Annotated in this window: 14 protein-coding genes; 8 read left to right on the top strand and 6 right to left on the bottom strand. The window is 72.6% G+C overall.

All coding sequences use genetic code 11. From position 1 onward, the window contains the following. Together AB0C96_RS27590 and fabD are read right to left on the bottom strand one after the other, a co-directional pair. Window positions 1-255, bottom strand: a complete 255-nt coding sequence (locus AB0C96_RS27590; protein WP_362920879.1) for an acyl carrier protein — start codon at window positions 253-255, stop codon at window positions 1-3. Between the two features lie 9 nt (window positions 256-264). Continuing rightward, entirely contained in the window at window positions 265-2,097 is a 1,833-nt protein-coding gene (fabD, locus tag AB0C96_RS27585) for an ACP S-malonyltransferase (RefSeq protein WP_362920878.1), read from the bottom strand. 398 nt (window positions 2,098-2,495) lie between these two features. Between fabD and AB0C96_RS27580 the strand changes: the two genes are divergently transcribed. Next, window positions 2,496-6,032, top strand: a complete 3,537-nt coding sequence (locus AB0C96_RS27580; RefSeq protein ID WP_362920876.1) for a BTAD domain-containing putative transcriptional regulator — start codon at window positions 2,496-2,498, stop codon at window positions 6,030-6,032. 138 nt (window positions 6,033-6,170) lie between these two features. Here the strand turns inward: AB0C96_RS27580 and AB0C96_RS27575 are convergent, their stop codons facing one another. Beyond that, window positions 6,171-8,492, bottom strand: a complete 2,322-nt coding sequence (locus tag AB0C96_RS27575) for a LuxR C-terminal-related transcriptional regulator (RefSeq protein WP_362920875.1) — start codon at window positions 8,490-8,492, stop codon at window positions 6,171-6,173. A gap of 376 nt (window positions 8,493-8,868) precedes the next feature. Here AB0C96_RS27575 and AB0C96_RS27570 point away from each other — a divergent pair, with 376 nt between their 5' ends. The 7 genes from AB0C96_RS27570 to AB0C96_RS27540 all read left to right on the top strand — a co-directional run bounded on the left by AB0C96_RS27570 (window position 8,869) and on the right by AB0C96_RS27540 (window position 16,641). Further along, on the top strand, window positions 8,869-9,351 hold the full coding sequence (locus tag AB0C96_RS27570) for an ATP-binding protein (protein WP_362920873.1): 483 nt from the start codon (window positions 8,869-8,871) through the stop codon (window positions 9,349-9,351). A 269-nt stretch (window positions 9,352-9,620) separates the two neighbouring features. Then, on the top strand, window positions 9,621-11,078 hold the full coding sequence (locus AB0C96_RS27565) for a solute carrier family 23 protein (protein ID WP_362920871.1): 1,458 nt from the start codon (window positions 9,621-9,623) through the stop codon (window positions 11,076-11,078). Between the two features lie 102 nt (window positions 11,079-11,180). Then, window positions 11,181-12,113 (top strand): xanthine dehydrogenase family protein subunit M, encoded by a 933-nt coding sequence (locus AB0C96_RS27560; RefSeq protein ID WP_362920869.1) that lies wholly within the window; start codon window positions 11,181-11,183, stop codon window positions 12,111-12,113. Further along, complete coding sequence (locus AB0C96_RS27555; protein WP_362920867.1) at window positions 12,110-12,604, top strand: (2Fe-2S)-binding protein; 495 nt, start codon at window positions 12,110-12,112, stop codon at window positions 12,602-12,604. Before AB0C96_RS27560 ends, AB0C96_RS27555 begins: the two co-directional genes overlap by 4 nt. After that, window positions 12,601-15,075 (top strand): aerobic carbon-monoxide dehydrogenase large subunit, encoded by a 2,475-nt coding sequence (gene cutA / locus AB0C96_RS27550; RefSeq protein ID WP_362920866.1) that lies wholly within the window; start codon window positions 12,601-12,603, stop codon window positions 15,073-15,075. The genes AB0C96_RS27555 and cutA overlap by 4 nt, the downstream gene beginning before the upstream one ends. Further along, entirely contained in the window at window positions 15,072-15,707 is a 636-nt protein-coding gene (locus AB0C96_RS27545; RefSeq protein WP_362920863.1) for a carbon monoxide dehydrogenase subunit G, read from the top strand. The genes cutA and AB0C96_RS27545 overlap by 4 nt, the downstream gene beginning before the upstream one ends. A gap of 31 nt (window positions 15,708-15,738) precedes the next feature. Beyond that, window positions 15,739-16,641 carry a carbon-nitrogen hydrolase family protein gene (locus AB0C96_RS27540; RefSeq protein ID WP_362920862.1) on the top strand — a complete coding sequence of 301 codons (903 nt, stop codon included), beginning with the start codon at window positions 15,739-15,741 and terminating at the stop codon, window positions 16,639-16,641. A gap of 92 nt (window positions 16,642-16,733) precedes the next feature. On the opposite strand, the gene arcC is transcribed toward AB0C96_RS27540, so the two are convergent. The 3 genes from arcC to AB0C96_RS27525 form a co-directional block, all read right to left on the bottom strand. After that, entirely contained in the window at window positions 16,734-17,687 is a 954-nt protein-coding gene (arcC, locus tag AB0C96_RS27535) for a carbamate kinase (RefSeq protein WP_362920860.1), read from the bottom strand. Between the two features lie 39 nt (window positions 17,688-17,726). Beyond that, entirely contained in the window at window positions 17,727-18,971 is a 1,245-nt protein-coding gene (locus AB0C96_RS27530; protein ID WP_362920858.1) for a CoA transferase, read from the bottom strand. A 208-nt stretch (window positions 18,972-19,179) separates the two neighbouring features. Further along, the gene (locus tag AB0C96_RS27525; RefSeq protein WP_362920857.1) at window positions 19,180-21,048 is read right to left on the bottom strand and encodes a hydantoinase B/oxoprolinase family protein; all 1,869 of its coding nucleotides are present in this window, start codon (window positions 21,046-21,048) and stop codon (window positions 19,180-19,182) included. Window position 21,049: the final 1 nt, after the last annotated feature.

The following is a 21,049-nucleotide window of genomic DNA, read 5'->3' as shown; positions in this document are numbered from 1 at the left end:
TCACCGGCCCTCGGCGGCCCGCGTACGGGCCGCGTCGATGAACTCGACGATGCCGGACAGCGACACCATGACGTTGCCGAGGATCTCCTCGCCGCCGAGGCGCACGCCGTACTCCCGCTCGATGTGCCCCATCAGCGAGACATAGCCGTAGGAGTCGAGGATGCCCGCCTTGAACAGGTCGGTGTCCTCGGTGATGTCCGAGTCGAACTCGAACATGAACCGCTCTTCCATGTGCTTCTTGAGTTCGTGCTTCATGGCTGTCCGTCACCCTCGGTTCTGTCGGTTCCGTGACGCGCGCCGGTCTCCGGCGGGCGTGAGCTCGTCGCCGCCGCGGTGCGGCGTCGGGGGGATGTCGAGCCCGGATGCGACGATCCGGGCCAGCGCGGGCCAGTGCGCCCGGATGAAGAAGTGGTCGCCGGGGAAGCGGTGCGTGGTCAGGGGCCGGGTGCTCTCCTGCTGCCAGGCCTCGACGTCGGCCTCGGTGAACCACTCGTCCTCGCCGGTCATGGCGGTGATCGGCACGTCGAGCGGGGGAGCCGCCTGGTGCCGGTAGGCGCCCAGCGCGGCGAAGTCGGCGCGCAGGATGCGCTCGTAGAACACCATCAGGTCCGGGTGCTCCCACAGCTCCGCCGGGGTTCCGCCGAGCTGCTTCAGGTGCGCCCAGAAGGCGTCGGTCGGCAGCTCCCAGGTGTGGCGCTCGCGGCTCGGCAGCGACGGTCCGCTCTCCCCGGAGACGAACAGGTGGACCGGCGCGGGCAGCCCTTCCGCGCGCAGCCGCCGGCACAGCAGGAACGCCAACCGGGCGCCGAGGCTGTGCCCGTACAGCGCGTACGGGGCGTCGAGCGCGTCCCGCAGCTGCCGGAAGAGGTCGTCGACGATCGCGGCGGGCTCGCGCAGCAGCGGCTCGGAGATGCGCCGTCCCCGTCCGGGCCGCTCCAGCGTCACCACGTCGAGGTCCGGGCAGTGCTCGGCCAGGCCCGCGTAGGCGCGCTCGTCGGCTCCGGCGTAGGCGACGCAGAACAGCCGTGGCCGCGCCGGCTCGGCCGGCCCGCGGCCGGGTGCGGTGCGCTGGACGGGTGCCGTCGCGCCCTGCACGGGCAGAGTCGGGTCCGGGCCGGAAGCCGTCGTGTCGGGGCCCGATGCCGTGGCGCCCGGGCCGGAAGCCGTCGCGCCCGGCCCGGATGCGGCAGCGATCTGCCGGACCATGCGGGTGAGGACGCCCGCCCGGCCCACCTCGCGGCAGCGCTCGACGGGCGTGCGCGCCAGCAGGTACTGCACGCTCTCCAGCCACCGCACCGACCCGGGGATCTGCTGGCTCAGCGTCGCGGCGACGTCCTGCCCGGGGTACGGCCGCGCGGTGAGGTTGGCGACCACCGTGGCCCGTAGGGGGGAGAACCGGAAGCCCTTGAGGAACGCGGCGAACTCGTCGCGGGCGGGTGCCATGAACCGGGAGTGGAAGGCGGCGGACACCTTCAGCCGGGCGACCCTGGTACCCCGTTCGTCGAGCGCCCGGTGGGCGCGCTCGATCTCCTCCCGGTCCCCGGAGAGCACGATCTGGGTGGCGGTGTTGACGTTGGCGACGTCGAGCAGGGACAGCCCCTCCTCGACGAGGAAGGAGCGCATCGCGCGCTCGCTCGTGCCGACGACCGCGAGCATGGCGCCGTCCCGGGCCCGGGCCATCAGCTCGCCGCGCTTGGCCACGAGCTTCAGGCCGGTCTCGAAGTCGAAGGCGCCCGCGGCATGCAGGGCGTTGTACTCCCCCAGGCTGTGCCCCAGCAGATACTCGCCCTCGGGCTCGCCCCGCTCCAGCGATTCCCTATAAGACAGTGCGTTGACGACGTAGAGCGCGGGCTGGGTGTAGCGGGTGTCGTCGAGCCGGTCGTCGGGGTCCTCCAGGCACAGCCGCGCGAGGTCGTAGCCGAGCACGGCATCGGCCAGGTCGGTCGTCTCGCGGAACCGGTCGAACAACCCGGCTCCCATACCCCTGCTCTGGGATCCCTGCCCGGGGAAAAGCACGGCATGCGGTCCCGGTGCACAAGCCCTCACGCCGGACCCGCTGTGGCGCTTATTCGAGTCATGGTCCGCTTTCCCATCCATGTACGGGCGCCTGGACGCCCTTTCTGCCGCCGATATGCCGTCATGTGCGCGTCAGGAATTCGCCAATGGCAGTGACGCCAAGCGGCGAATTCCCGTCGTACTGCCGCGCGGCGGCGCCGAGTGGTGCGACGGCGGTGACCGGGAGTGAGACCGTCGCCCCCGGTCAACGGCGGTGTCCGACGCCGGACATGGTGCGTCGGCCCCCTTGCGGCCACCTTGTCGAGGGCTGACGAATTCTTGCCGACGGCTGAGATGGTTTTCCGCCACGCTTGCCGAAATCCCTGCGTAAACCCTGCCGTTCCCTTGCCGCTCACTGAATCGTGATCTTGGAATGCCCCGTTCGATATGCCAGGATTCCCACTCAGCGCCTTAGTGCTGCGAGAACGATTGGGACTGCTATGCCCGTATCCCCCACGCAGATCCAGACGCCGGCTGCCCCGCCCATGGCGGACGGGCCGGACGACCCCCTCCTGCTGAACGTTCTGGGGCCCCTGTCGGCACGCCACGACGGACACGAACTCCCCCTCGGACCACCACGCCGGCGGGCGCTGCTCGCCCTGTTACTCATACGCCTGGGCCGCGTGGTGCCCACCGAGCTGCTCGTCGAGGAGCTCTGGGGCGAGGAGCCCCCGCGCCAGGCGGTCGCCACGCTCCAGAGCCACGTCTCCCACCTGCGCCGAGCCCTCCAGCCGGCCGGCGGGCCGGACCGCCCCTCGATGCTGCGGCACCGGGCACCCGGGTACGTCCTGGAAATCGACCCCGAGCAGACCGACGTCTGCCGCTTCGAACGCCTCGTGGCCGACGGCCGGCGACTGCTGGAGCGCCGCGATCCCGGCGCCGCGCAGGACCGGTTCACCCAGGCGCTGGCGCTGTGGCGGGGCTCGCCGTACGCGGAGTTCGACGGCCATCCGCCGCTCAGCGACGAGGGCTCACGGCTGGAACACATCCGGCTCACCGCCGTGGAGTCCTGCGCGGAGGCCCGGCTGACGCTCGGCGCGGCCGAGGAGGTGGCCGCGGACCTCGACCGGGAGGTACGCCGCCACCCGGCACGGGAGCGGCTCGTCGGCCACCTGATGACCGCCCTCTCCCGACTCGGCCGGCAGGCCGAGGCGTTGGAGGTCTACGAACGGACCCGGGCGCACCTGGACGAGGAGTTCGGCGTGGGCACCGCCGCCGAACTCCGCCGGGTCAGGACCGCGATCCTGCGTCAGGAGCCGGGGTCGGGCGGGCTCGCCGAACCACCCGGCGCCGGCCGCGGCGAGCCGGCCGGACCGGCTGTCGCGAGGACGGAGGGCGACGAGCGGGCGCGCAGGCCCGACGCGTGTGCCCTGGCCCGCATGGCCCCGGAACCCGGGCGGCCCGGGGAGGCCGGGGAGGCCGGCGGAACCGAGGGGCGCACGACGAGCAGCGGATCCACGGGGTGCGCGAGGGCCGAACACTCCGGCACCGGCGCGGGCGGCCCCGCCGCGCCGTGCGTCGCGGCGGGGTCGGGACAGCGGCAGCGACAGGGACAGGGACAGGGACAGCAGGGTGGAACCGCCCTGGCTGCCGCGGAATCAGGGGCGCCGGCAGGAGACGTCCGGGACCCCGGTGTCGGGACGACGGCCGAACCGCCCGGCCAGGGGCGCCCGGGGGCCTCACCGTTCACCGGTCGCAGCCAGGAGCTGCAACGCCTGACGGCCGCGGCGGCGAGCGCGGTCTCCGGGGACGGACACGTGGCCGGCGTCCTCGGTCCCGCCGGCGTCGGCAAGACCCGCCTGCTCCTGGAACTCGCCCCACGGCTGGAGGCCCCGGGCGAGGGCCCGGACGACGCCGGCCCGCAGGTGGTCTGGAGCCACTGCTTCCTGGGTGAGGGGGTCCCGCCGTACTGGCTGTGGACCCAGATCCTCCGGCAGCTCGCCACCAGCCGCCCGGACGCCTTCCGCGATGCCACGGCGCCCTTCGGCGCCCTGCTCGCCCCGCTGATGCCCGAGCGGTCGGCCGGGACCGGCGGCAGACCGGCCGCCGACTCCGACTGGGGTCAGGCCCGGTTCCTCACCTACGACGCGGTCTGCGAGGTCCTCCTCGCCCTGGCCTCGCAGCGCCCGCTCGTGCTGCTCCTGGAGGACCTGCACTGGGCCGACACCGCCTCCATGGACCTTCTCCGGCTGCTGAGCACCCGCAGCCAGGGCCACCCCCTCGGCATCGTGCTGACCGCCCGCGAGTTCGAGGTGGAGTCCGACGCCACGCTGCGGCGGATGCTCTCCGAGATCCTGCGCGGCCCCAGGACCGAGACCCTACGACTCGGCGGGCTCTCCCGGGAGGCCGTCGCCGAACTGGTCGTGGCACAGGCCGGGCCGAGCGTCGACGCGAAGGTCGTCGACGTGCTGCACCAGCGCAGCGAGGGCAATCCGTACTTCGTCATGCAGCTCCTCTCCCTCCTGGGCGACGCCCGGAGCCTGCGCCGCCCGGACGCGGTGGAGGTGCTCCTGACCCGCGTGCCGACCGGTGTGCGCGAAGCGCTGCACCAGCGGTTCGCCGCGCTGCCCGAGCCGGTGCTGCGCGTACTGCGGCTGTGTGCCGTCATCGGCGCCGAGGTCGACACCGATCTGCTGCACCGCACCGCCGACGAGGGCGAACCGGTCGCCACCGCACTGGAATCGGCCATCCGCGTCGGGCTGCTCAGCGAGGACGCCCACCACCCCGGACGGTTGTACTTCGCCCACGTCCTGGTCCAGGAGACGCTCATCGACGAGCTCACCCGCGAGGAACGGCACAGGTTACACGCCCGGATCGCGGAGGCGCTGTGCTCCCGCAGGCCCGGTCGGGTCGGGGACCACGAGATCGAGCGGGTGGCACACCACACCTGGCACGCCAAGGGCGCGCTGCCCGCCGTGCAGGCGCTACCCCGGCTGCTGCGCGCCGCCGAGCAGGCGGAGCAGCACCTGGCCTACGAGCAGGTGGAGACCTGGCTGCGCCGGGCGGTGCACCTGGTCGGGCTGCTGCCCCCCGACGACCCGTCAGCCGTGCGTCTGGAGCAGCGGCTGCACGTCCAGCTGGGCCAGGCGCTGGCCACCACCCGCGGCTACGGCGACGCCGAGGCCGAGACCGCGCTGGCACACGGCCGGGCGCTCAGCGAGGCGGCCCAGGCCCCCGAGGACCCCTCGGTGCTGTGGGCGCTGTGCGCGGCCTACCTGGTCACCGGCCGCTACGAAGCCTCGCGCCGGTTCTCCGGCCTCCTGGGCGACCTCTCCGGCCGGACCGGCGCACCGGTCGCGGTGCTCGGCGCGGCATACGGTGAGGGCATCGTGCTGCACGTGCGCGGCCAACTCTCGCAGGCGGTCACCACGTTGGAACACGGCGTGGCGATGGCGGACCACTTCGCCAGCGAGGGTCACTCGCTGGCGCGCACCTTCCAGCACGACCCGCGGGTCTCGTGCCGCACCTACACCACCTTCACGCACTGGCTCCTGGGGGACCGACAGACCGCCCGGGCGCGCCGCCGCGAGCTGCTGCGTCTGACCGAGTGCGACAGCAGGCCCTCCGACCGTTCCTTCGCCCTCTACGTGGACGCGGTCGTGGCGGCCTGGGAGGGCGACGCCCGCACCGCACGCTCTTCCGGCGCCGAGGGCGCGCGCCTGGCGGACGAGCACGGGCTGCTCTACTGGAAGGCGATGCTCGGCCTGCTCGAAGGGTGGGGGCTGACCCACTCGGGGCAGCAGGACGAGGGCCTGGCGCTGATGCACTCCTCGCTGGCCGAACTGCGGCGCTCCAGAACGCTCCTGCGCCATCCGCTGCACCTGGGGCTGCTCGGTCAGGCCCAGCACCGTGCCGGGCGGACGGAGGAGGCGGAGGCCACCTTCCACGCCCTGCGGTCGGCCGTCTCGCTGCGCGGTGAGCAGGTCTACCTGCATCCGGCGCTGCCCGCCACCGGGCTCCTGCACGACCTCCTGTGACGCGTACGGGGGAGGCGGCCGCGGCCACTTCCTCCACCGCCCCACCCGGGCACCGCATCCGGGCCACCCCCAACGGCACGAGCGCCGCGCCGCGGCAGCGAGGCGCGGCGCTCGTCCCGGGTCGTGTCGGGCCGAGCGCTATCTCGTCTGCTCGCCGCCCGCGGCGTACCGCCGCTCGGCGACCCAAGTGGCCACTTGGACACGGGAACTGAACCCGAGCTTCGCCAGGATGCGCTGCACATGCCCCTCGGCGGTGCGCTGTGCGATCACCAGCCGGTCGGCGATCTCCTTGTTGGACATGCCGTGCGCCAGGAGCTCGGCGATCTGTGTCTCGCGCCGCGTGAGCACCTGGGGTTCGACGGGCGCGGTGGCGCCGCGCCGGGGCGTCTCCGCGGCCCCGCCCAGGGCGTACGCGACGGCCTCCTCCCGGGTCAGACGCGTGCCGCTGCGGAAGGCCTCCTGGTAGTTCCGCTCTCCGAGGGCGCGCCGGACCTGCCGTACGCAGTCGTCGTGCCAGCCCAACAGGACCTGGAATCCGCCGAGATAGGCCACCAGCGGCTCCCACAGCGTCCGGCACGCGCCGAGCAGCCGGGCACCGCGCTCGGCGTCCTCGACGGCCACCGCGGTCCACGCCAGGTACTCGACGGCCGACGCGATGCCGAGCAGATCGCTGAGCGCGTGCTTGTGTCGCAGGGCGTCGCGCAGATGGTCGGTCGCCTGCCGGTGCTGCCCCTGGAGCCAGCCGGCCAGGCCGAGCCATACGAGGCTCCAGGACAGCAGCCAGCGCTCGCCGTGGGCCTCGCTGACGGCCCGGCTCTCCTGGAGGGTGCCGACGGCCGAGTCCAGCTGCCCGTTCATGCAGTACGCCAGGCCCAGGAGGGCCTCGGCGACGTTCTCATGGGGGTTCGGGCCGTCGAGCGCCCGCTCCAGCCGGACGCCCTCCTCCAGCAGGGCCACGGCCGCCGCCGCATCGCCGCCATTGAACCGGGCCATCCCCGAGGCGTAGGTGGCGTGCGCCGGCATCGCCCGATCACCGTGGCGCCGGGCCACGTCACGGCACTCCTCCAACATCCCCAACGCCAAGGACATCTCGCCGACGAGAGCGGCCAGATAGCCGTTGGCCCACAGGGCCGTGGCCCGCTGCGGGCTCGGCTCGGCGTCCTGGGCGAGCGCCCGGTCCAGCCAGAGCCGGCCCTCCCGTTGCAGACCGCACACCAGCCAGTAGATCCACAACGCCCCCGCCATGCGCAGCCCGAGTCTGCCCGCGTCCGGCTCGCCCAGGCAGCACTCCAGCGCCGCGCGAAGGTTCGCGTGCTCATTGCGCAGGCCCGTGAACAGCGCAACCTGCTGCGAGCCGAACCACTGCGCCGCCGCCCGTTCGGCCACGCCCAGGAAGTGATCACGGTGTCGACGGCGCACTGCCGTCTCCTCTCCGCGTTCCCGCAGCCGTTCCGACCCGTACTGGCGGATCGTCTCCAGCAGCCGGTACCGGGCGTGGCCGCCGACGTCCTCCCGAAGCAGGATCGACTTGTCCACCAACCCGGCCACCGCCTCGAAGACGGCCTCACGGGCGACCCCACCGCCCGAGCAGACGCTCTCGGCGGCCGCCAGGTCCACCCCGCCGACGAACACCGCCAACCGGGCCCAGATCACTCGCTCGTGCTCCGAGCACAGGTCGTAGCTCCACTCCACGGCCGCCCGCATCGACTGGTGCCGTGACGACGGAGCCGGGTGCCTGCGGGCCAGCAGCTCATACCGGTCGTCGAGGCGGGCCAGGATCTGTTCCACCGGCAGTGCCCGCATCCGTACGGCGGCCAGCTCGATCGCCAGCGGCACCCCGTCGAGGCGTCGGCACAGCGAGGCCACCGCGCGGTGGTTGTCCGCGGTCACCGCGAAACCCGGGGCCGCCGCGGCGGCCCGCTGCGCGAACAGCGTCACCGCCTCGTAGCCACGCCCCTCACCCACAGTGAACGCCCGGTCCGCGTCCGGCACCGCCAACGGCGCCACCACTATCGTGCACTCGCCGCCGATCCCGAGCGGTTCCCGGCTGGTCGCCAGCACCCGCACCTCGGGACACTCGGGCAACACCCTGGCCACCAGAGCGGCGCAGGCGCCCACCAGGTGCTCACAGTTGTCCAGCACCAACAGCAGCCGCTTGTCCCGCAGATAGTCCACCAGCTCAGCCATGGGATCGGGCCCCGAACCACGCATCCCCAGCGCCTGCGTCACCGACAACGCCAGCAGCTCCGGCTCCCCGAGCTCGGCCAGCGCGGCCAGCCACACCCCGTCGGGAAAGGCGCGCCGCAACTGCCGCGACACCTGCAACGCCAACCGGGTCTTGCCGACCCCGCCCACACCCGTCAGCGTCACCAGCCGCGACGCGGACAGCGCCCGCTTCACCTCGGCGCCCTCGGCACGGCGGCCCACCATGCTCGTCACATCGGCGGGGAGATTGTCCACCACTGCCAGCCCTCACCGCCCCGGTCCCGGGTACGAAGATCGCCCCTCATAAGAAAGATAGCAATGCGTCCTGCGCGAAACGGCTGGTCCGCCGCCTGCCGGGCGCCGGCGACCGCCGCTGGCACGAGGTCCCTGCGCGGTCCCGTCGCCCTCGCCGACGAGCCGTCCGCGGCCGCGTGGCGGGACGTTCCCAGGCACACATCCGGGCTGGTCCCACACCACGTATCCGGGACGGTCCCAGCGCATACATCCAAGACGGCCCCGTGTACGTACCCAAGATGTCCAGGTAGAGGTTCGGGTAGTTGCACCGTAGTGCCAGGGCCCGCCGCTCCCGATGCTGGTGCGGTACCCGAAGTGACGAGACCGGTTGAAAGCCATGAGCACCACTCTCATCCGCAGCACCGCCCCGCGGCTCAGTGCCCCGGCCCGGCCGGTCGCCACGGCCGACCACACGACCCCCCACTCCCGGCAGGCGTCCTGGCCGCTCGGCCACGGTCCGTCCGCGGTGCCCCAGGCCCGGCACCTCACCCGCGGCCAGCTGCGTGCCTGGGGACGGCACGCGCAGATCGACGACACCGAACTGCTGGTGTCCGAGCTGGTCACCAACGCCGTCCGGCACGCACGCGGCCCGATCCGCCTCACCCTCACCGTGCGGTACACAACGTTGCGCTGCGAGGTCGAGGACGCCGACCCGACGCGGCCCCGCCCGCGCCGCACCGACGACTCCGACGAGCACGGGCGGGGGATGGCCCTGCTCGCGCTGCTGACCAGGCGGTGGGGCAGCCGCCCGACCGATGGTGGCAAGGCCGTCTGGTTCGAACTGGCCGCCCCCTCCGAGCCCGGCAACCCCGGCCGGTGACGGACCCGGCCCGGGCAACGCCTCCAGAGCGCCCCACGACTCACGACACCACGCAGGCGAACCCGTCGCCCACGCCGCTGACCACGGCGTGGGCGACATTCGACAACGGGTGGCCCGGGGCTCTGTCAATTGTCTCCCGTGCCCGGCTCCTGAGCCGTCCGTAGCGTTCCCCCATCTCCGACGGTTGCAGATCATCGTGCTCGTCCCCCCGCGCGCCGCGCGGTGGACGTCACCGAGGGCATCGCCCCTGGACACGGAAGGCGGCTCCTATGGCACTCGGCATGAGATGGAAGCTCCATGGGGATGGCGGCACGCCACCCCCCGGCGAGGTCGTCCGCCCGGACGAACGGCTCTCCTGGGGCCGCACGGTGGGCCTGGGGGTCCAACACGTGGTGGCCATGTTCGGCGCGACGTTCGTGTTCCCCGTGGTGATGGGCCTCGATCCCAACCTCGCGATCATGATGTCGGGCATCGCCACGGTCGTGTTCCTGCTGATCGTTCAGGGCAGGATCCCCAGCTACCTGGGGACCAGTGCGGCCTTCGTCGGGGCGGTGGCCACGATCCGAGCGTCGGGCGGCAGCAGCGCGACGGTGACCGGCGCGGTCCTCGTCGCCGGCGCCGTGCTGGCTCTGGTCGGCGTGCTGATCCACCTCGTGGGCGCCCGGCTGGTGAACCGGGCGCTGCCGCCGGTGGTGACCGGCGCGGTCGTGATGCTGATCGGTTTCAATCTGGCGCCGGTGGTGGCGCAGGTGTACTGGCCGCAGGACCAGTGGGTGGCGCTGCTGACGATGACGGCCGTGGTGTCCATGACCGTGCTGCTGCGCGGGTTCTGGTCGCGCATAGCCGTCTTCCTCGGCCTCGTCTTCGGCTACGCGCTGTCCTGGGTGCTGGACAGGACGATCGGCACGATCACGTCGGTGCCGGCGGGCAGTGCGGACGGCAGGGCGGTCGCCCATTTCCGGGTGAACTTCGAGGCGGTGCACCACGCCGACTGGTTCGGCCTGCCGACCATGCACGCCCCCGACTTCAAGACGTCGGCCGTGCTGGTGGCTCTCCCCGCGGTGATCGCACTCGTCGCGGAGAACGCCGGTCACGTCAAGGCCGTCTCGGAGATGACCGGGACGGACCTGGACGGCAGCCTGGGCCGGGCGATCGCCGCGGACGGTCTGGGCACGGTGATCGCCACCTCGGTCGGCGGCTCCCCCACGACGACGTACGCCGAGAACATCGGCGTCATGGCGGCCACCCGCGTCTACTCCACGGCCGCGTACTACGTGGCCGCCGGCGTGGCGGTGGTGTTCGGCCTGTGTCCCAAGTTCGGCGCGCTCGTCGCGGCGACCCCCGGCGGAGTGCTCGGCGGGATCACCGTCGTGCTGTACGGGATGATCGGCCTGCTCGGGGCGAAGATCTGGGTCGAGAACAAGGTCGACCTCACCGCACCGCAGAACCTCGTACCGGTGGCCGCCGGACTCGTCATCGGTATCGGCGGGGTGTCCGTGCGGATCTCGGACGACTTCACCATCGGTGGCATCGCGCTCGGCACCCTCGTGACCCTCGTCGGCTACCACGCCCTGCGCCTCGCGGCCCCCGCCCACCGGGGCGAGCCTGCGGGTGGTGCCACGAGCCGGGCGGCCCGCACGGCGGGACACCAGGACCTCCGGGGCGATCCGGCGCCGGCCCTCCGGGCGGTCGAGCCCGCACCGGGGACGGCGCAAGAACTCGACTAGGGCCTCTCCTCCGGCGTTCCCGTTCGTGCCCCGGCACGCCGGGACCGCCGGAGGGAGAACCCGTACGCGGCACCGACCGGACCCGACAGGAGAGGCAGCACCGTGAAGCCGCCGGCTTTCCAGTACCACGCCCCGCGAAGCCTGCCCGAGGCGCTTGAGATCCTGAACCGCGTCGGCCACGACGCGAAGGTCCTCGCCGGTGGCCAGAGCCTCATCCCCATCCTCAACATGCGACTGGCCGCGCCCGGCCACCTGGTCGACATCAACGGCCTGTCCGAACTCTCCTTCGTGCGAACCGATGTGGGCGGGGTCCGGGTGGGCGCGCTGGCACGGCACTCCGAGGTCGAACACGACGGCGCCGCCCACTCCGCGGTACCCCTGCTGCGCCAGGGCCTGCGGCATGTGGCGCACCCCGTGATCCGCAACCGCGGGACGACGGTGGGCAGTCTGGCGCACGCGGACCCTTCGGGTGAGATGACGGCGGTCCTCACCCTGCTCGACGGCTCGGTGGAACTGGCCCGCCAGGGCGGCGTCCGCACCGTCGGCGCGGCCGAGTTCTTCGTCGGTCCGCTGGAATCGTGCGTGGAGCCCGGCGAGATGGCCGTGTCGGCGTACTTCCCGCGGCCGCCGGAGCGTACCGGCACCGAGTTCGTCGAGGTCGCGCGCAGGCACGGGGACTACGCGATGTGTGGAGTGGCCGCCGCCGTGACCCTCGACGAGGACCTGCGGATCGTTCGCGCCCGCGCCGTCTGCCTGTCGGTGTCGCCGGTGCCGCTGCCGCTCGACCTCACCGAGGCGGTGGCGGGCGCCGCCTTCGACACGGCGCGCTGGGACGCCGCCGGGGAGCTCGCGGCGGAGCGGATCGATCCGGAGCCCGACATCCACGCCTCCGCCGACTACCGGCGCCACCTCGCCCGGGTGCTCACCACGCGGGCGGTACGCGCCGCCGCCGTCCGGGGCGCCGAGTCCGCCGCCCGGCCGGCCGGCATCGACGACGACACCAGCGACGACCAGCAGGAGGGCGGCCACCGATGACCGAGGAACTCCACGAGATCCGGCTGCGGGTGAACGGTGTCGTACGCACCGCGACCGTCCCCGCACGCCGGCTGCTGTCCGACTGTCTGCGCCATGACCTGGGGCTGACCGGCACCCACGTCGGCTGCGAGCACGGGGTGTGCGGGGCCTGCACGGTCCGGGTCGACGGTCGCCCGATGCGCTCCTGTCTGATGTTCGCGGTGACCGCGCAGGGAGTTGAGATCACAACGGTGGAGGGTCTGACCCGCCCCGACGGGAGCATGCACGCGGTGCAGCGCGCGTTCCGGGAGTGCCACGGATTGCAGTGCGGGTTCTGCACCCCGGGCTTCCTCACCGTGATCGCCGCCTACCTGGAGGAGCATCCGCAACCGACGCCGGACGAGGCCCGCGAGGCCATCTCGGGCAACCTGTGCCGCTGCACCGGATACCAGAACATCGTCAAGGCCGTACTGCGCGCGGCCGAGATACTGCGTGCGGAGGCGGCGCGATGACGGCCACCGAGACCGGGCCCACGCCCACACCCGGCCTGATCGGCACGCCGCTGGAGCGCACCGAGGACCTGCGCCTGGTCGTGGGCAAGGGGCGCTACCTCGACGACCTCGGGCACCACGCGTACGAGGCGGCCTTCGTCCGCAGTCCGTACGCACGCGCCCGGGTGACCGGCATCGACATCCGCGACGCGTTCGAGGTGGACGGCGTGGTGGCCGTCTACGTCCACGACGACCTGCCGGGCAGGATCGCCGAGCCGCTGCCGCTGCTGATCCCCCATCCGGCACTGACCCACGGCCGCACCGCGTATCCACTGGCGAAGGATTTCGTGAACCATGTCGGCGAGGCCGTCGTCATGGTGGTGGCCCGCGACCGGTACACGGCCGAGGACGCCTGTGAGCGCATCTCCGTCGACTACGAACCGCTGCCCCCGGTCGTCGGCATCGAGAACGCGTTCCGCGCCGATCACCGGGTGCACCCGGACGTGCCGGGCAACGTCGCCGCCCACCTGGTCCAGGAGACCGGTGACGCCCGCGCTGCCGTCGCCGCCGCACCGCACACCCTGGAGCTCCACCTCGACATCGAGCGCAGCGCCTGCGTACCCATGGAAGGCCGCGGGGTCCTGGCGCGTTGGGACGAGGCCGACGGGTCGTTGCGCGTGTACAGCTCCACGCAGACCTCCACCGGTGTGCGGGCGGCCGTGGCGGCCAAGCTCGAACTGCCGCTGGCGAAGGTCGAATGCGTGACCCCCGACGTGGGCGGCGCCTTCGGTGTGAAGATCGTGCACCCCTGGCCGGAGGAGGTACTGGTGCCGTGGGCGGCCCGGACGCTGGGCCACGAGGTCAAGTGGACCGAGGACCGCCGCGAGCACTTCGTCTCCTCCGCCCACGAGCGCGGCCAACTCCAGACCGTCCGGGTGGGGTTCGACGACCGCGGCCGGGTGCTGGGGCTCGATGTGGAGATCCTGCACGACAACGGCGCCTACACCCCGTACGGCATCATCGTGCCCCTCATCACCTCCACCCAGCTCCTCGGCCCGTACAAGCCGGGTGCCTACCGGGTGGAGTTCCGCAGCCTGTACACGAACACGGTCATCGTCACGCCCTACCGCGGAGCCGGCAGGCCGCAGGGCGTCTTCGCGATGGAACGCACCATGGACGCCATCGCCGACCGCCTCGGTCTGGACCGGGCCCGGGTGCGCGCGGAGAACTTCATCCGGCCCGACGAGATGCCCTACGACCACGGGCTGCTCTTCCAGGACGGGCGCCCGCTGATCTACGACTCCGGGGACTTCCCCGCCTCGTTGGACACGTTGAAGGAACTGGTCGGCTGGGACGCGTTCGAGGTGTACCGGGCGAAGGCCCGTGCCGAGGGCCGCCGGGTCGGCATAGGCATCGGCTGCTACGTCGAGGGCACCGGCGTCGGCCCCTACGAGGGCGGCCATGTGCAGGTGGAGACGAGCGGGCGGGTCAATGTGGCGACCGGCCTGACGAGCCAGGGGCAGGGCCACGAGACGGTGTTCGCCCAGATCGTCGCCGACGAGCTGGGCGTGCCCCTCGCGGACGTGCACGTGACGACCGGGGACACCCGCCGGTTCGGCTATGCGGTGGGCACGTTCGCGTCCCGGGCCGCGGTGATGAGCGGCAACGCCATCGCGCTCGCCGCCCGCGCGGTGCGCGCCAAGGCGTTGCGCATCGCGGGGACCGCGCTCGGGGTCGCTCCCGAGGAGCTGGAGATCGTGGCCGGCGTGGTGCGCACGGCCGGCGATCCGGACCGGGCGATGCCGCTGGGCGCGGTCGCGGTGCTGTCCAACCCGCTGCGGTACGCCTTCGACGAGGCGTCCAGGGCGGCGACGCAGTTCGGCGCGCACTGCGACCTCAGCAGGCCGCCGGTGGCCGACGGCGACGAGCCCGGTCTGGAGGGCCGCGCCTACTACTCCCCACCGCGGGCCACCTTCGCCAACGGCATGCACGCGGCGGTGGTCGAGACCGACCCGGAGACCGCCGAGATCAGGGTCCTGCGCTACTGCGTGGTCCACGACTGCGGGCACCTGCTCAACCCACTGATCGTCGAAGGACAGGTGCACGGCGGCGTCGCCCAGGGCGTGGCCGGAGCGTTGTACGAGCGCATGGAGTACGACGACAACGGCCAGTTGCTGAACGCCTCCTTCATGGACTTCCTGATGCCGTACGCGAGCGAGGTACCCGAGGTCGAGATCGACCATCTGGAGACGCCGTCCCCGTTGAACCCGCTCGGTCTGAAGGGCGCGGGCGAGGCCGGGGTGATTCCGGCGGCGGCCGTGCTCGCCTCCGCGATCGAGGACGCCGAGGGTTTCGCGATCACCCGCATGCCCATCCAGCCCTCCGAACTGTTCCACCTCCGCCGACGCTTCGCCGCCGGGGAGATCCCGGCGCTGCGCCGCGGCGGGCACCACCCGCACCACGAGAACGACGAGGAGCACCCCGAGCCATGAAGGTCAGCGGAAACGCCACACTCAATGCGACCATCGACAAGGTCTGGGACGCGCTGAACGACCCGGCCGTACTCGCCCGCACCATTCCGGGCTGCGAGAAGTTGGAGGAGACCGGCCCGTACGCGTACCGGATGACCGTGACCATGGGCGTGGCCTCGATCAAGGGCACGTACCTCGGTGAGGTGCAGCTGATGGACCAGCAGAAGCCGGGGTCGTTCACGCTCAAGGCGTCCGGGGCCGGCGGGCCGGGTACGGTCACCGCCGAGGCGAAGGTGCAGCTCACGGATCTCGGCGACGGACGCACCCTGGTGGACTACGACGCGGACGCGGTTGTCGGCGGCATGATCGGCGGGGTCGGGCAACGGGTGCTCACCGGGGTGGCGAAGAAGACCGCCGGTGTGTTCTTCAGGACCGTGGACCAGATGCTGGGCGGTCAGGAACCCGCCGGGACCGTGGCCGCGCCGCCGGCGGCGGCCGGCACCGCGCAGCCCTCCGCCGTCACCCGGCCCGTCCCGACGCCGACCGGCCCGTCCCGGGTCCCGGACGGGGACTTCGCCAAGGGCGCGCTGTTCGGCGCGGCCGTGGCCCTGCTCGGCGCGCTCGTCGGCGGCGTCATCAGCCGACTTCTCTGAGGGACCGTCGATCATGGAAGGAGACAGCGGAATGCGGGCATTCACCGCGGCGGCCGTCCAACTCGCCCCCGGGAGCGGGCCATTGGCCGTGGGAGTCGTCAAGGACAACGTCGCGCGGGCGGCGGAGTGGGTGACGCGCTGTGTGGAGTCCACCGGAGCCGAGTTGGTGGTGCTCCCGGAGAGCGTCACCACCGGGTTCACCCCGGCGCTGTCGGCCGAGGAGCTCTGGGACCTCGTCGACGAGCTGCCCGGCGGCGCGCTGTGCGAGCCGCTGTGCGACCGCGCCCGCGAGCTCGGTGTCCACCTCGTGTGGGGCGCCTACGGGCGTGGCGAGCGGCGCGGCGTGGTGTACAACTGCGCGGTGCTCGCCGGGCCCGGGGGCCAGGTCCTGGGCGTGTACCGCAAGACCCATCCGTTCGGGCCCGAGCTGCGCGAGCGCGGCGGCTGGGTGACGCCCGGCGACCGCGTGACGGTCGTGGACACCCCGCTCGGCCGGATCGGCATGATCATCTGCTTCGACGGGGACTTCCCCGAGCTGAGCCGGGTTCAGGCGGTGCAGGGCGCGGAGATCCTCTGCCGGCCGTCCGCGCTGCTGCGCTCGGCGGATCTGTGGGAGCTCACCTGCCGGGCCCGCGCGTACGACAACCACGTGTATGTGATCGGCGCCAACGCGACGGGCGCGGACCCGGCCGGGGTGCTGTACTTCGGCAACTCCCTGATCGTCACGCCCGGAGCCGAGGTCGTCGCGCGCGGGTCCACGCACGAGGGGTGGGTCTCGGCCCGACTGGATCCGCAGCGCGCGCTCGCCGCGCTGACCCCGGGTTCGAGCGTGCCCCAGGTCTTCGACCACCTGCGCGACCGCAACCTGTCCTTGATCCGGCGCTACGCCGACGACCTGGCGGGCCCGGCGCGGACCTCGTTCCCGCACGGATAGCGACCGCCGTGGACACCACGGCCGGAACGGAAGGGGCCACCCGCCGCGGCGGGTGGCCCCTTCCGGTTGTCGTGATCCCCTCTGCGACGGGCTCAGCCGGCCGCTGCCACCACCGTGCCCGCCGTGCCCGCCACCGCCTCCGTGATCCGGTCGAGGGTGGTGATGACGGCGCGACCGCCGTGCTCGGCGAAGCGCAGCGCCGCCTCGACCTTGGGGCCCATGCTGCCCTCCGTGAACTGCCCGGCCGCGGCGTGCTGCCGCAGCTCCCGCGCGGTGGTCCGGGCGATCGGGCGCTCGCGTTCGGTGCCGAAGTCGAGCATGGCGTGCGGCACATCGGTCGCGATGACCAACGTGTCCGCGCCGACGGCGACGGCCAGCAGCGCCGCCGTCAGGTCCTTGTCGAGCACGGCCTCCACACCGCGCTCGGTGCCGTCGGCGCCGTGCGCCACGGGGATGCCGCCCCCGCCGGCGGCGACGGCGACGAAACCGGCCCCGAGCAGGGTCCGCACCGCCCGTGCGTCGAGCACCTCCAACGGCTCGGGGGAGGCGACGACGCGCCGCCAGCCGGCGGCACCGCGGTCCACCCAGTGCTGCCCCTGCGCCACGCGGTGCAGCGCCTGGGCACGGGGCAGGTGGCGGCCCACCGGTTTGGTGGGCCTCCCGAACGCCGGGTCGGCCGGATCGATCAGCGTACGGGTGACCACCGCGGCGACCGGGACGGGGATGCTCCGGCGCCGCAACGCGCTCTCCAGGGCGGAGACGATGGTGAATCCGAGGGTGCCCTGCGTCTGCGCCCCGCACCAGTCGAGTGGCACCGGCGGGACGACGTGCGCGGTGAGCTCGTTCTTCACCAGCAGATTGCCGACCTGCGGCCCGTTGCCGTGGGTCAGCACGACCTCGGCCCCCGAGGCGACCAGATCGGCCACGCACTCCGCGGCGATCGCCACGGCCGCGCGCTGTGCCTGAGGGGTCGCCGTGCCGTCGGGGCCGGTCATGGCGTTTCCGCCGAGCGCGACGACGACGCGCCTGTTCTCGGGTTCTCGCATGCGTTGCGCTCTCCTGTCCTGCGTGCCAGATCCTGGGTGTCAGAGGTGGGAGGTGTACGGGCGGCCGTCGGCGGGGGCTCCGGGAGGGTCCCCGGCGAGCCCGTCGTGCCCGCCGAGGCCGCCGGCGCCGTCGAGTCCGTCCAGCCAGCCCAGGACGGCTCGGGTGTGCTCGCCCAGGACTGGTGGCGCGGCGTGCCGCTGTGGCGGGTCCCCGTCGAACCGGACCGCCGGACCCGGCAGTTCGACCGTGCCCAGGGTGGTGTGGTCGACCTCCACCACCAGGCCCTGCGACCGAGTCTGCGCCCAGTCGTACACCCGGTCCAGGGTGCGGACCTCGCCCGCCGGAATCCCCGCGGAGCACAGCTCGGCCAGCAGTTCCGCCACTCCCCGGTCGGCGAACGCCGCGTTGATCACCGTTGCGAGTTCCTCGGCGTTGACCACCCGGTCGGCGTTGACCGCGAAGCGCGGGTCGTCGACGGCCAGCCCGACCAAGGGGGCGAACCTCGCCCACAGGCCCTCGCTGCCCACGGCGACCTGGACGATCGCGTCGCGGCAGCGGTAGGAGCCGTACGGCTGGAGGGAGGGGTGCAGATTGCCCTGGGCCCGGCCGACCCGGCCCGCGACGGTGTAGTTGGTGCCCTGGAAGGCGTGCACTCCCACGAGCGCCGCCAGCAGCGAGGTGCGCACCACGCGCCCCCGACCGGTGCGGGCGCGCTCATGCAGCGCTGCCACGACGCCGTAGGCGCCGTACATGCCCGCGAGCAGGTCGCCGATGGGCACCCCGATCCGTGTGGGTGAGTCCGGGTCCGGGCCGGTCAGGCTCATCAGTCCGGCCTCGCCCTGCGCGATCTGGTCGTAGCCGGGTCGCCCGCCCTGCGGACCGTCGTGGCCGAATCCGGTGATGGACAGCAGGACCAGCCGGGGGTTGAGCCGGTGCAGCTCCTCCGCCGGAAAGCCGAGACGGTCCAGGACTCCGGTGCGGAAGTTCTCCACGAGGACGTCGCTCCGTTCGACCAGGCGGGCCAGCGTGTGACGGCCCTGCGCGGACTTCAGGTCGAGGACCACCGATTCCTTGTTGCGGTTGCAGGACAGGAAGTACGTCGACTCCCGGGCGTCGGCCGGACCGACGAACGGCGGTCCCCATCCGCGGGTGTCGTCACCGCCGTCGGGGTGCTCCACCTTGATCACACGTGCCCCCATGTCGCCCAGCATCATGGCGGCGTGGGGGCCGGCCAGCGCCCGGGACAAGTCCAGTACGACGAGGCCGGAAAGCGGTCCGCTCACTTCGGGTCATCCCTTCCTCAGGGTCGGAGAATCCGCATGCGCGCGGGCTTGGTCACCGGGGACCGCCCGCCCACGGGCGGTGTGTGGAAGGCCGGTCCGGCGGGGCACGTGCGTGGTGGCGCCCCGCCGGACCGGCGGCACGGGGCCGGGCCCTGCCGTCGGACTCCCGCCTGCCGCACGGCGGACGACGGGAGTTCGACGACGGGCCCTAGCGGAAATCGACGTCCGCGTACGGGCGGCCGCCCGACAGCGAAGCGAACCCCGGCCCGCGGTCGAAGAACGGCCGGACCTGCGGGCGCTGCGCTCGCAACCCGGCCCGCAGTGCCGCGGTGGCGTCCTCGTCCGCCCGGAGGTCGTCGCCGTCGCCGACCACGACCACCCCGTAGTCCTCGTAAGCGCCCTGCGCCGACACCTTGCCCCAGCGCACGTCGCGCACGACCGACTCCGTCCTGCGGTCGAGCGGGTCGCCCCAGCCGCCACCGCCGGTGGTACGGATGCGGATGACCTCACCGGCACGGACCGGCTCGTCGTCGACCAGCCCTTCCATGACGCGCTCGTGGGGACCGCCGGGGTCGATCACGACCTCGAAGGGCCGCCCCGCCCTGCCGTCCTTGACGCCCCAGCAGGACAGGATGGAACGGTCGGCGATCGACATGAAGGAGGCGTCCTGGAGCATCCGGATGTGCTTCTCGTATCCGAGGCCGCCGCGGAACTCGCCGGGGCCACCGGAGTCGACGGCCAGCCCGAGGCGCTCGACCCGGAACGGGAAGCGCGCCTCGGTGAACTCGGTGGGCAGGTTCCGTGAGTCGGGCACCACATGGATGGTGTCCTCACCGTCGGCGTAGTAGCGGCCGCCGGAGCCGCCGCCGAGCACTTCGCGCATCAAGTAGGCGTGTCCCTGGGCGTCCTGGCCGTACACGCCGGTGTAGCGGATGGTCTCCTGGTCGGCGGGCATCCGACCGTCCACGGCCTTGGCGAGCACGCCGGCCAGCACGCCCAGCAGGCGCAGGATGACGAACGTGCGCGCATTGGTCGGCGCCGGGAAGACCGGCGTCAGCAGGGTGCCCTTCTCCGGGAACTTCATCTCGATGAGCGGCACGACGCCTTCGTTGACGTCGAGTTCGGCCATCCGCTCCGGGGTGTCGGCGAGGTTGCGCAGGATCGGGGCGAGCCACTTCTTGAGGAAGTTGCCGTCCGCGTAGTCGCCGCAGTGGTTGATCGGGCCCTTCGCCTGCGGTGACGTCCCCGTGAAGTCGATAATGATCTTCTCGGGGGTCTTGGTGAGGGTGATCCGCTGCGTGTGCAGCCTGGGCTCGTCCACGCCGTCGTGTTCGGCGTAGTCCTCCCACACGTACTCGCCGTCCGGGATCTTCGCCAGGATCTCCCGCCGGTACGTCCGTGTCGTCTTGTCCAGGAGCGCATCGAAGCACGCCTCGACCGTCGTCCGCCCGTAGCGCGCGAACAGTTCGGTCAGGCGCCGTGAACCCATCAGGCACGCCGAGCACTCGGCGTCCAGGTCCGCCGCCAGCGAGTCCGGCATCCGCGAGTTGCGCGTCATGATGCGCAGGGCGGCCGCATTGGGCACGCCCTGGTCCCACAGCTTGATCGGGGGGACCATCAGGCCCTCCTCGTAGACGCTGGTCGCGCCCGACGGCATCGAACCCGGGCAGCAGCCCCCGATGTCGTCGTGGTGGCCGAAGGCCTGGACGAACGCGACCACCTCGCCCTCGTGGAACACCGGCACGGTCACGCACAGGTCCGGCAGGTGGCCGATACCGCCCTCGGACTCGTACACGTCGTTGTGGAAGAACACATCCCCGGGCCGCATGGTCTCCAGCGGGAAGTCGCGGGCGACGGGGTGCACCAGCGCCGAGTACGAGCGGCCGGTGAGCTTGCGCAGCGCACGGTCGTGGATGCCGGCACGGAAGTCGTGCGCGTCCCTGATCATGGGTGAGCGCGAGGTGCGGGCGATCGCCGTCTCGACCTCCCTCTCGACCGAGGCGAGGGTCCCTTCGACGATCTCCAGGACGACCGGATCCACCGACGGGACCGGCGGCTGTGTGGTCTGCGCGGTCATG

The organism is Streptomyces sp. NPDC048506 (genome assembly GCF_040651315.1).
Taxonomy (GTDB): domain Bacteria; phylum Actinomycetota; class Actinomycetes; order Streptomycetales; family Streptomycetaceae; genus Streptomyces.
The sequence above is the reverse complement of the archived record's forward strand: the minus strand, read 5'-3'. Positions and strand labels throughout refer to the sequence as shown.

Coding starts and splice junctions, on each gene's coding strand:
- AB0C96_RS27590 (WP_362920879.1), bottom strand. CDS start 255: ATGAAGCACGAACTCAAGAAGCACATGGAAGAGCGGTTCATGTTCGAG.
- fabD (WP_362920878.1), bottom strand. CDS start 2,097: ATGGATGGGAAAGCGGACCATGACTCGAATAAGCGCCACAGCGGGTCC.
- AB0C96_RS27580 (WP_362920876.1), top strand. CDS start 2,496: ATGCCCGTATCCCCCACGCAGATCCAGACGCCGGCTGCCCCGCCCATG.
- AB0C96_RS27570 (WP_362920873.1), top strand. CDS start 8,869: ATGAGCACCACTCTCATCCGCAGCACCGCCCCGCGGCTCAGTGCCCCG.
- AB0C96_RS27565 (WP_362920871.1), top strand. CDS start 9,621: ATGGCACTCGGCATGAGATGGAAGCTCCATGGGGATGGCGGCACGCCA.
- AB0C96_RS27555 (WP_362920867.1), top strand. CDS start 12,110: ATGACCGAGGAACTCCACGAGATCCGGCTGCGGGTGAACGGTGTCGTA.
- cutA (WP_362920866.1), top strand. CDS start 12,601: ATGACGGCCACCGAGACCGGGCCCACGCCCACACCCGGCCTGATCGGC.
- AB0C96_RS27545 (WP_362920863.1), top strand. CDS start 15,072: ATGAAGGTCAGCGGAAACGCCACACTCAATGCGACCATCGACAAGGTC.
- AB0C96_RS27540 (WP_362920862.1), top strand. CDS start 15,739: ATGCGGGCATTCACCGCGGCGGCCGTCCAACTCGCCCCCGGGAGCGGG.
- arcC (WP_362920860.1), bottom strand. CDS start 17,687: ATGCGAGAACCCGAGAACAGGCGCGTCGTCGTCGCGCTCGGCGGAAAC.
- AB0C96_RS27525 (WP_362920857.1), bottom strand. CDS start 21,048: ATGACCGCGCAGACCACACAGCCGCCGGTCCCGTCGGTGGATCCGGTC.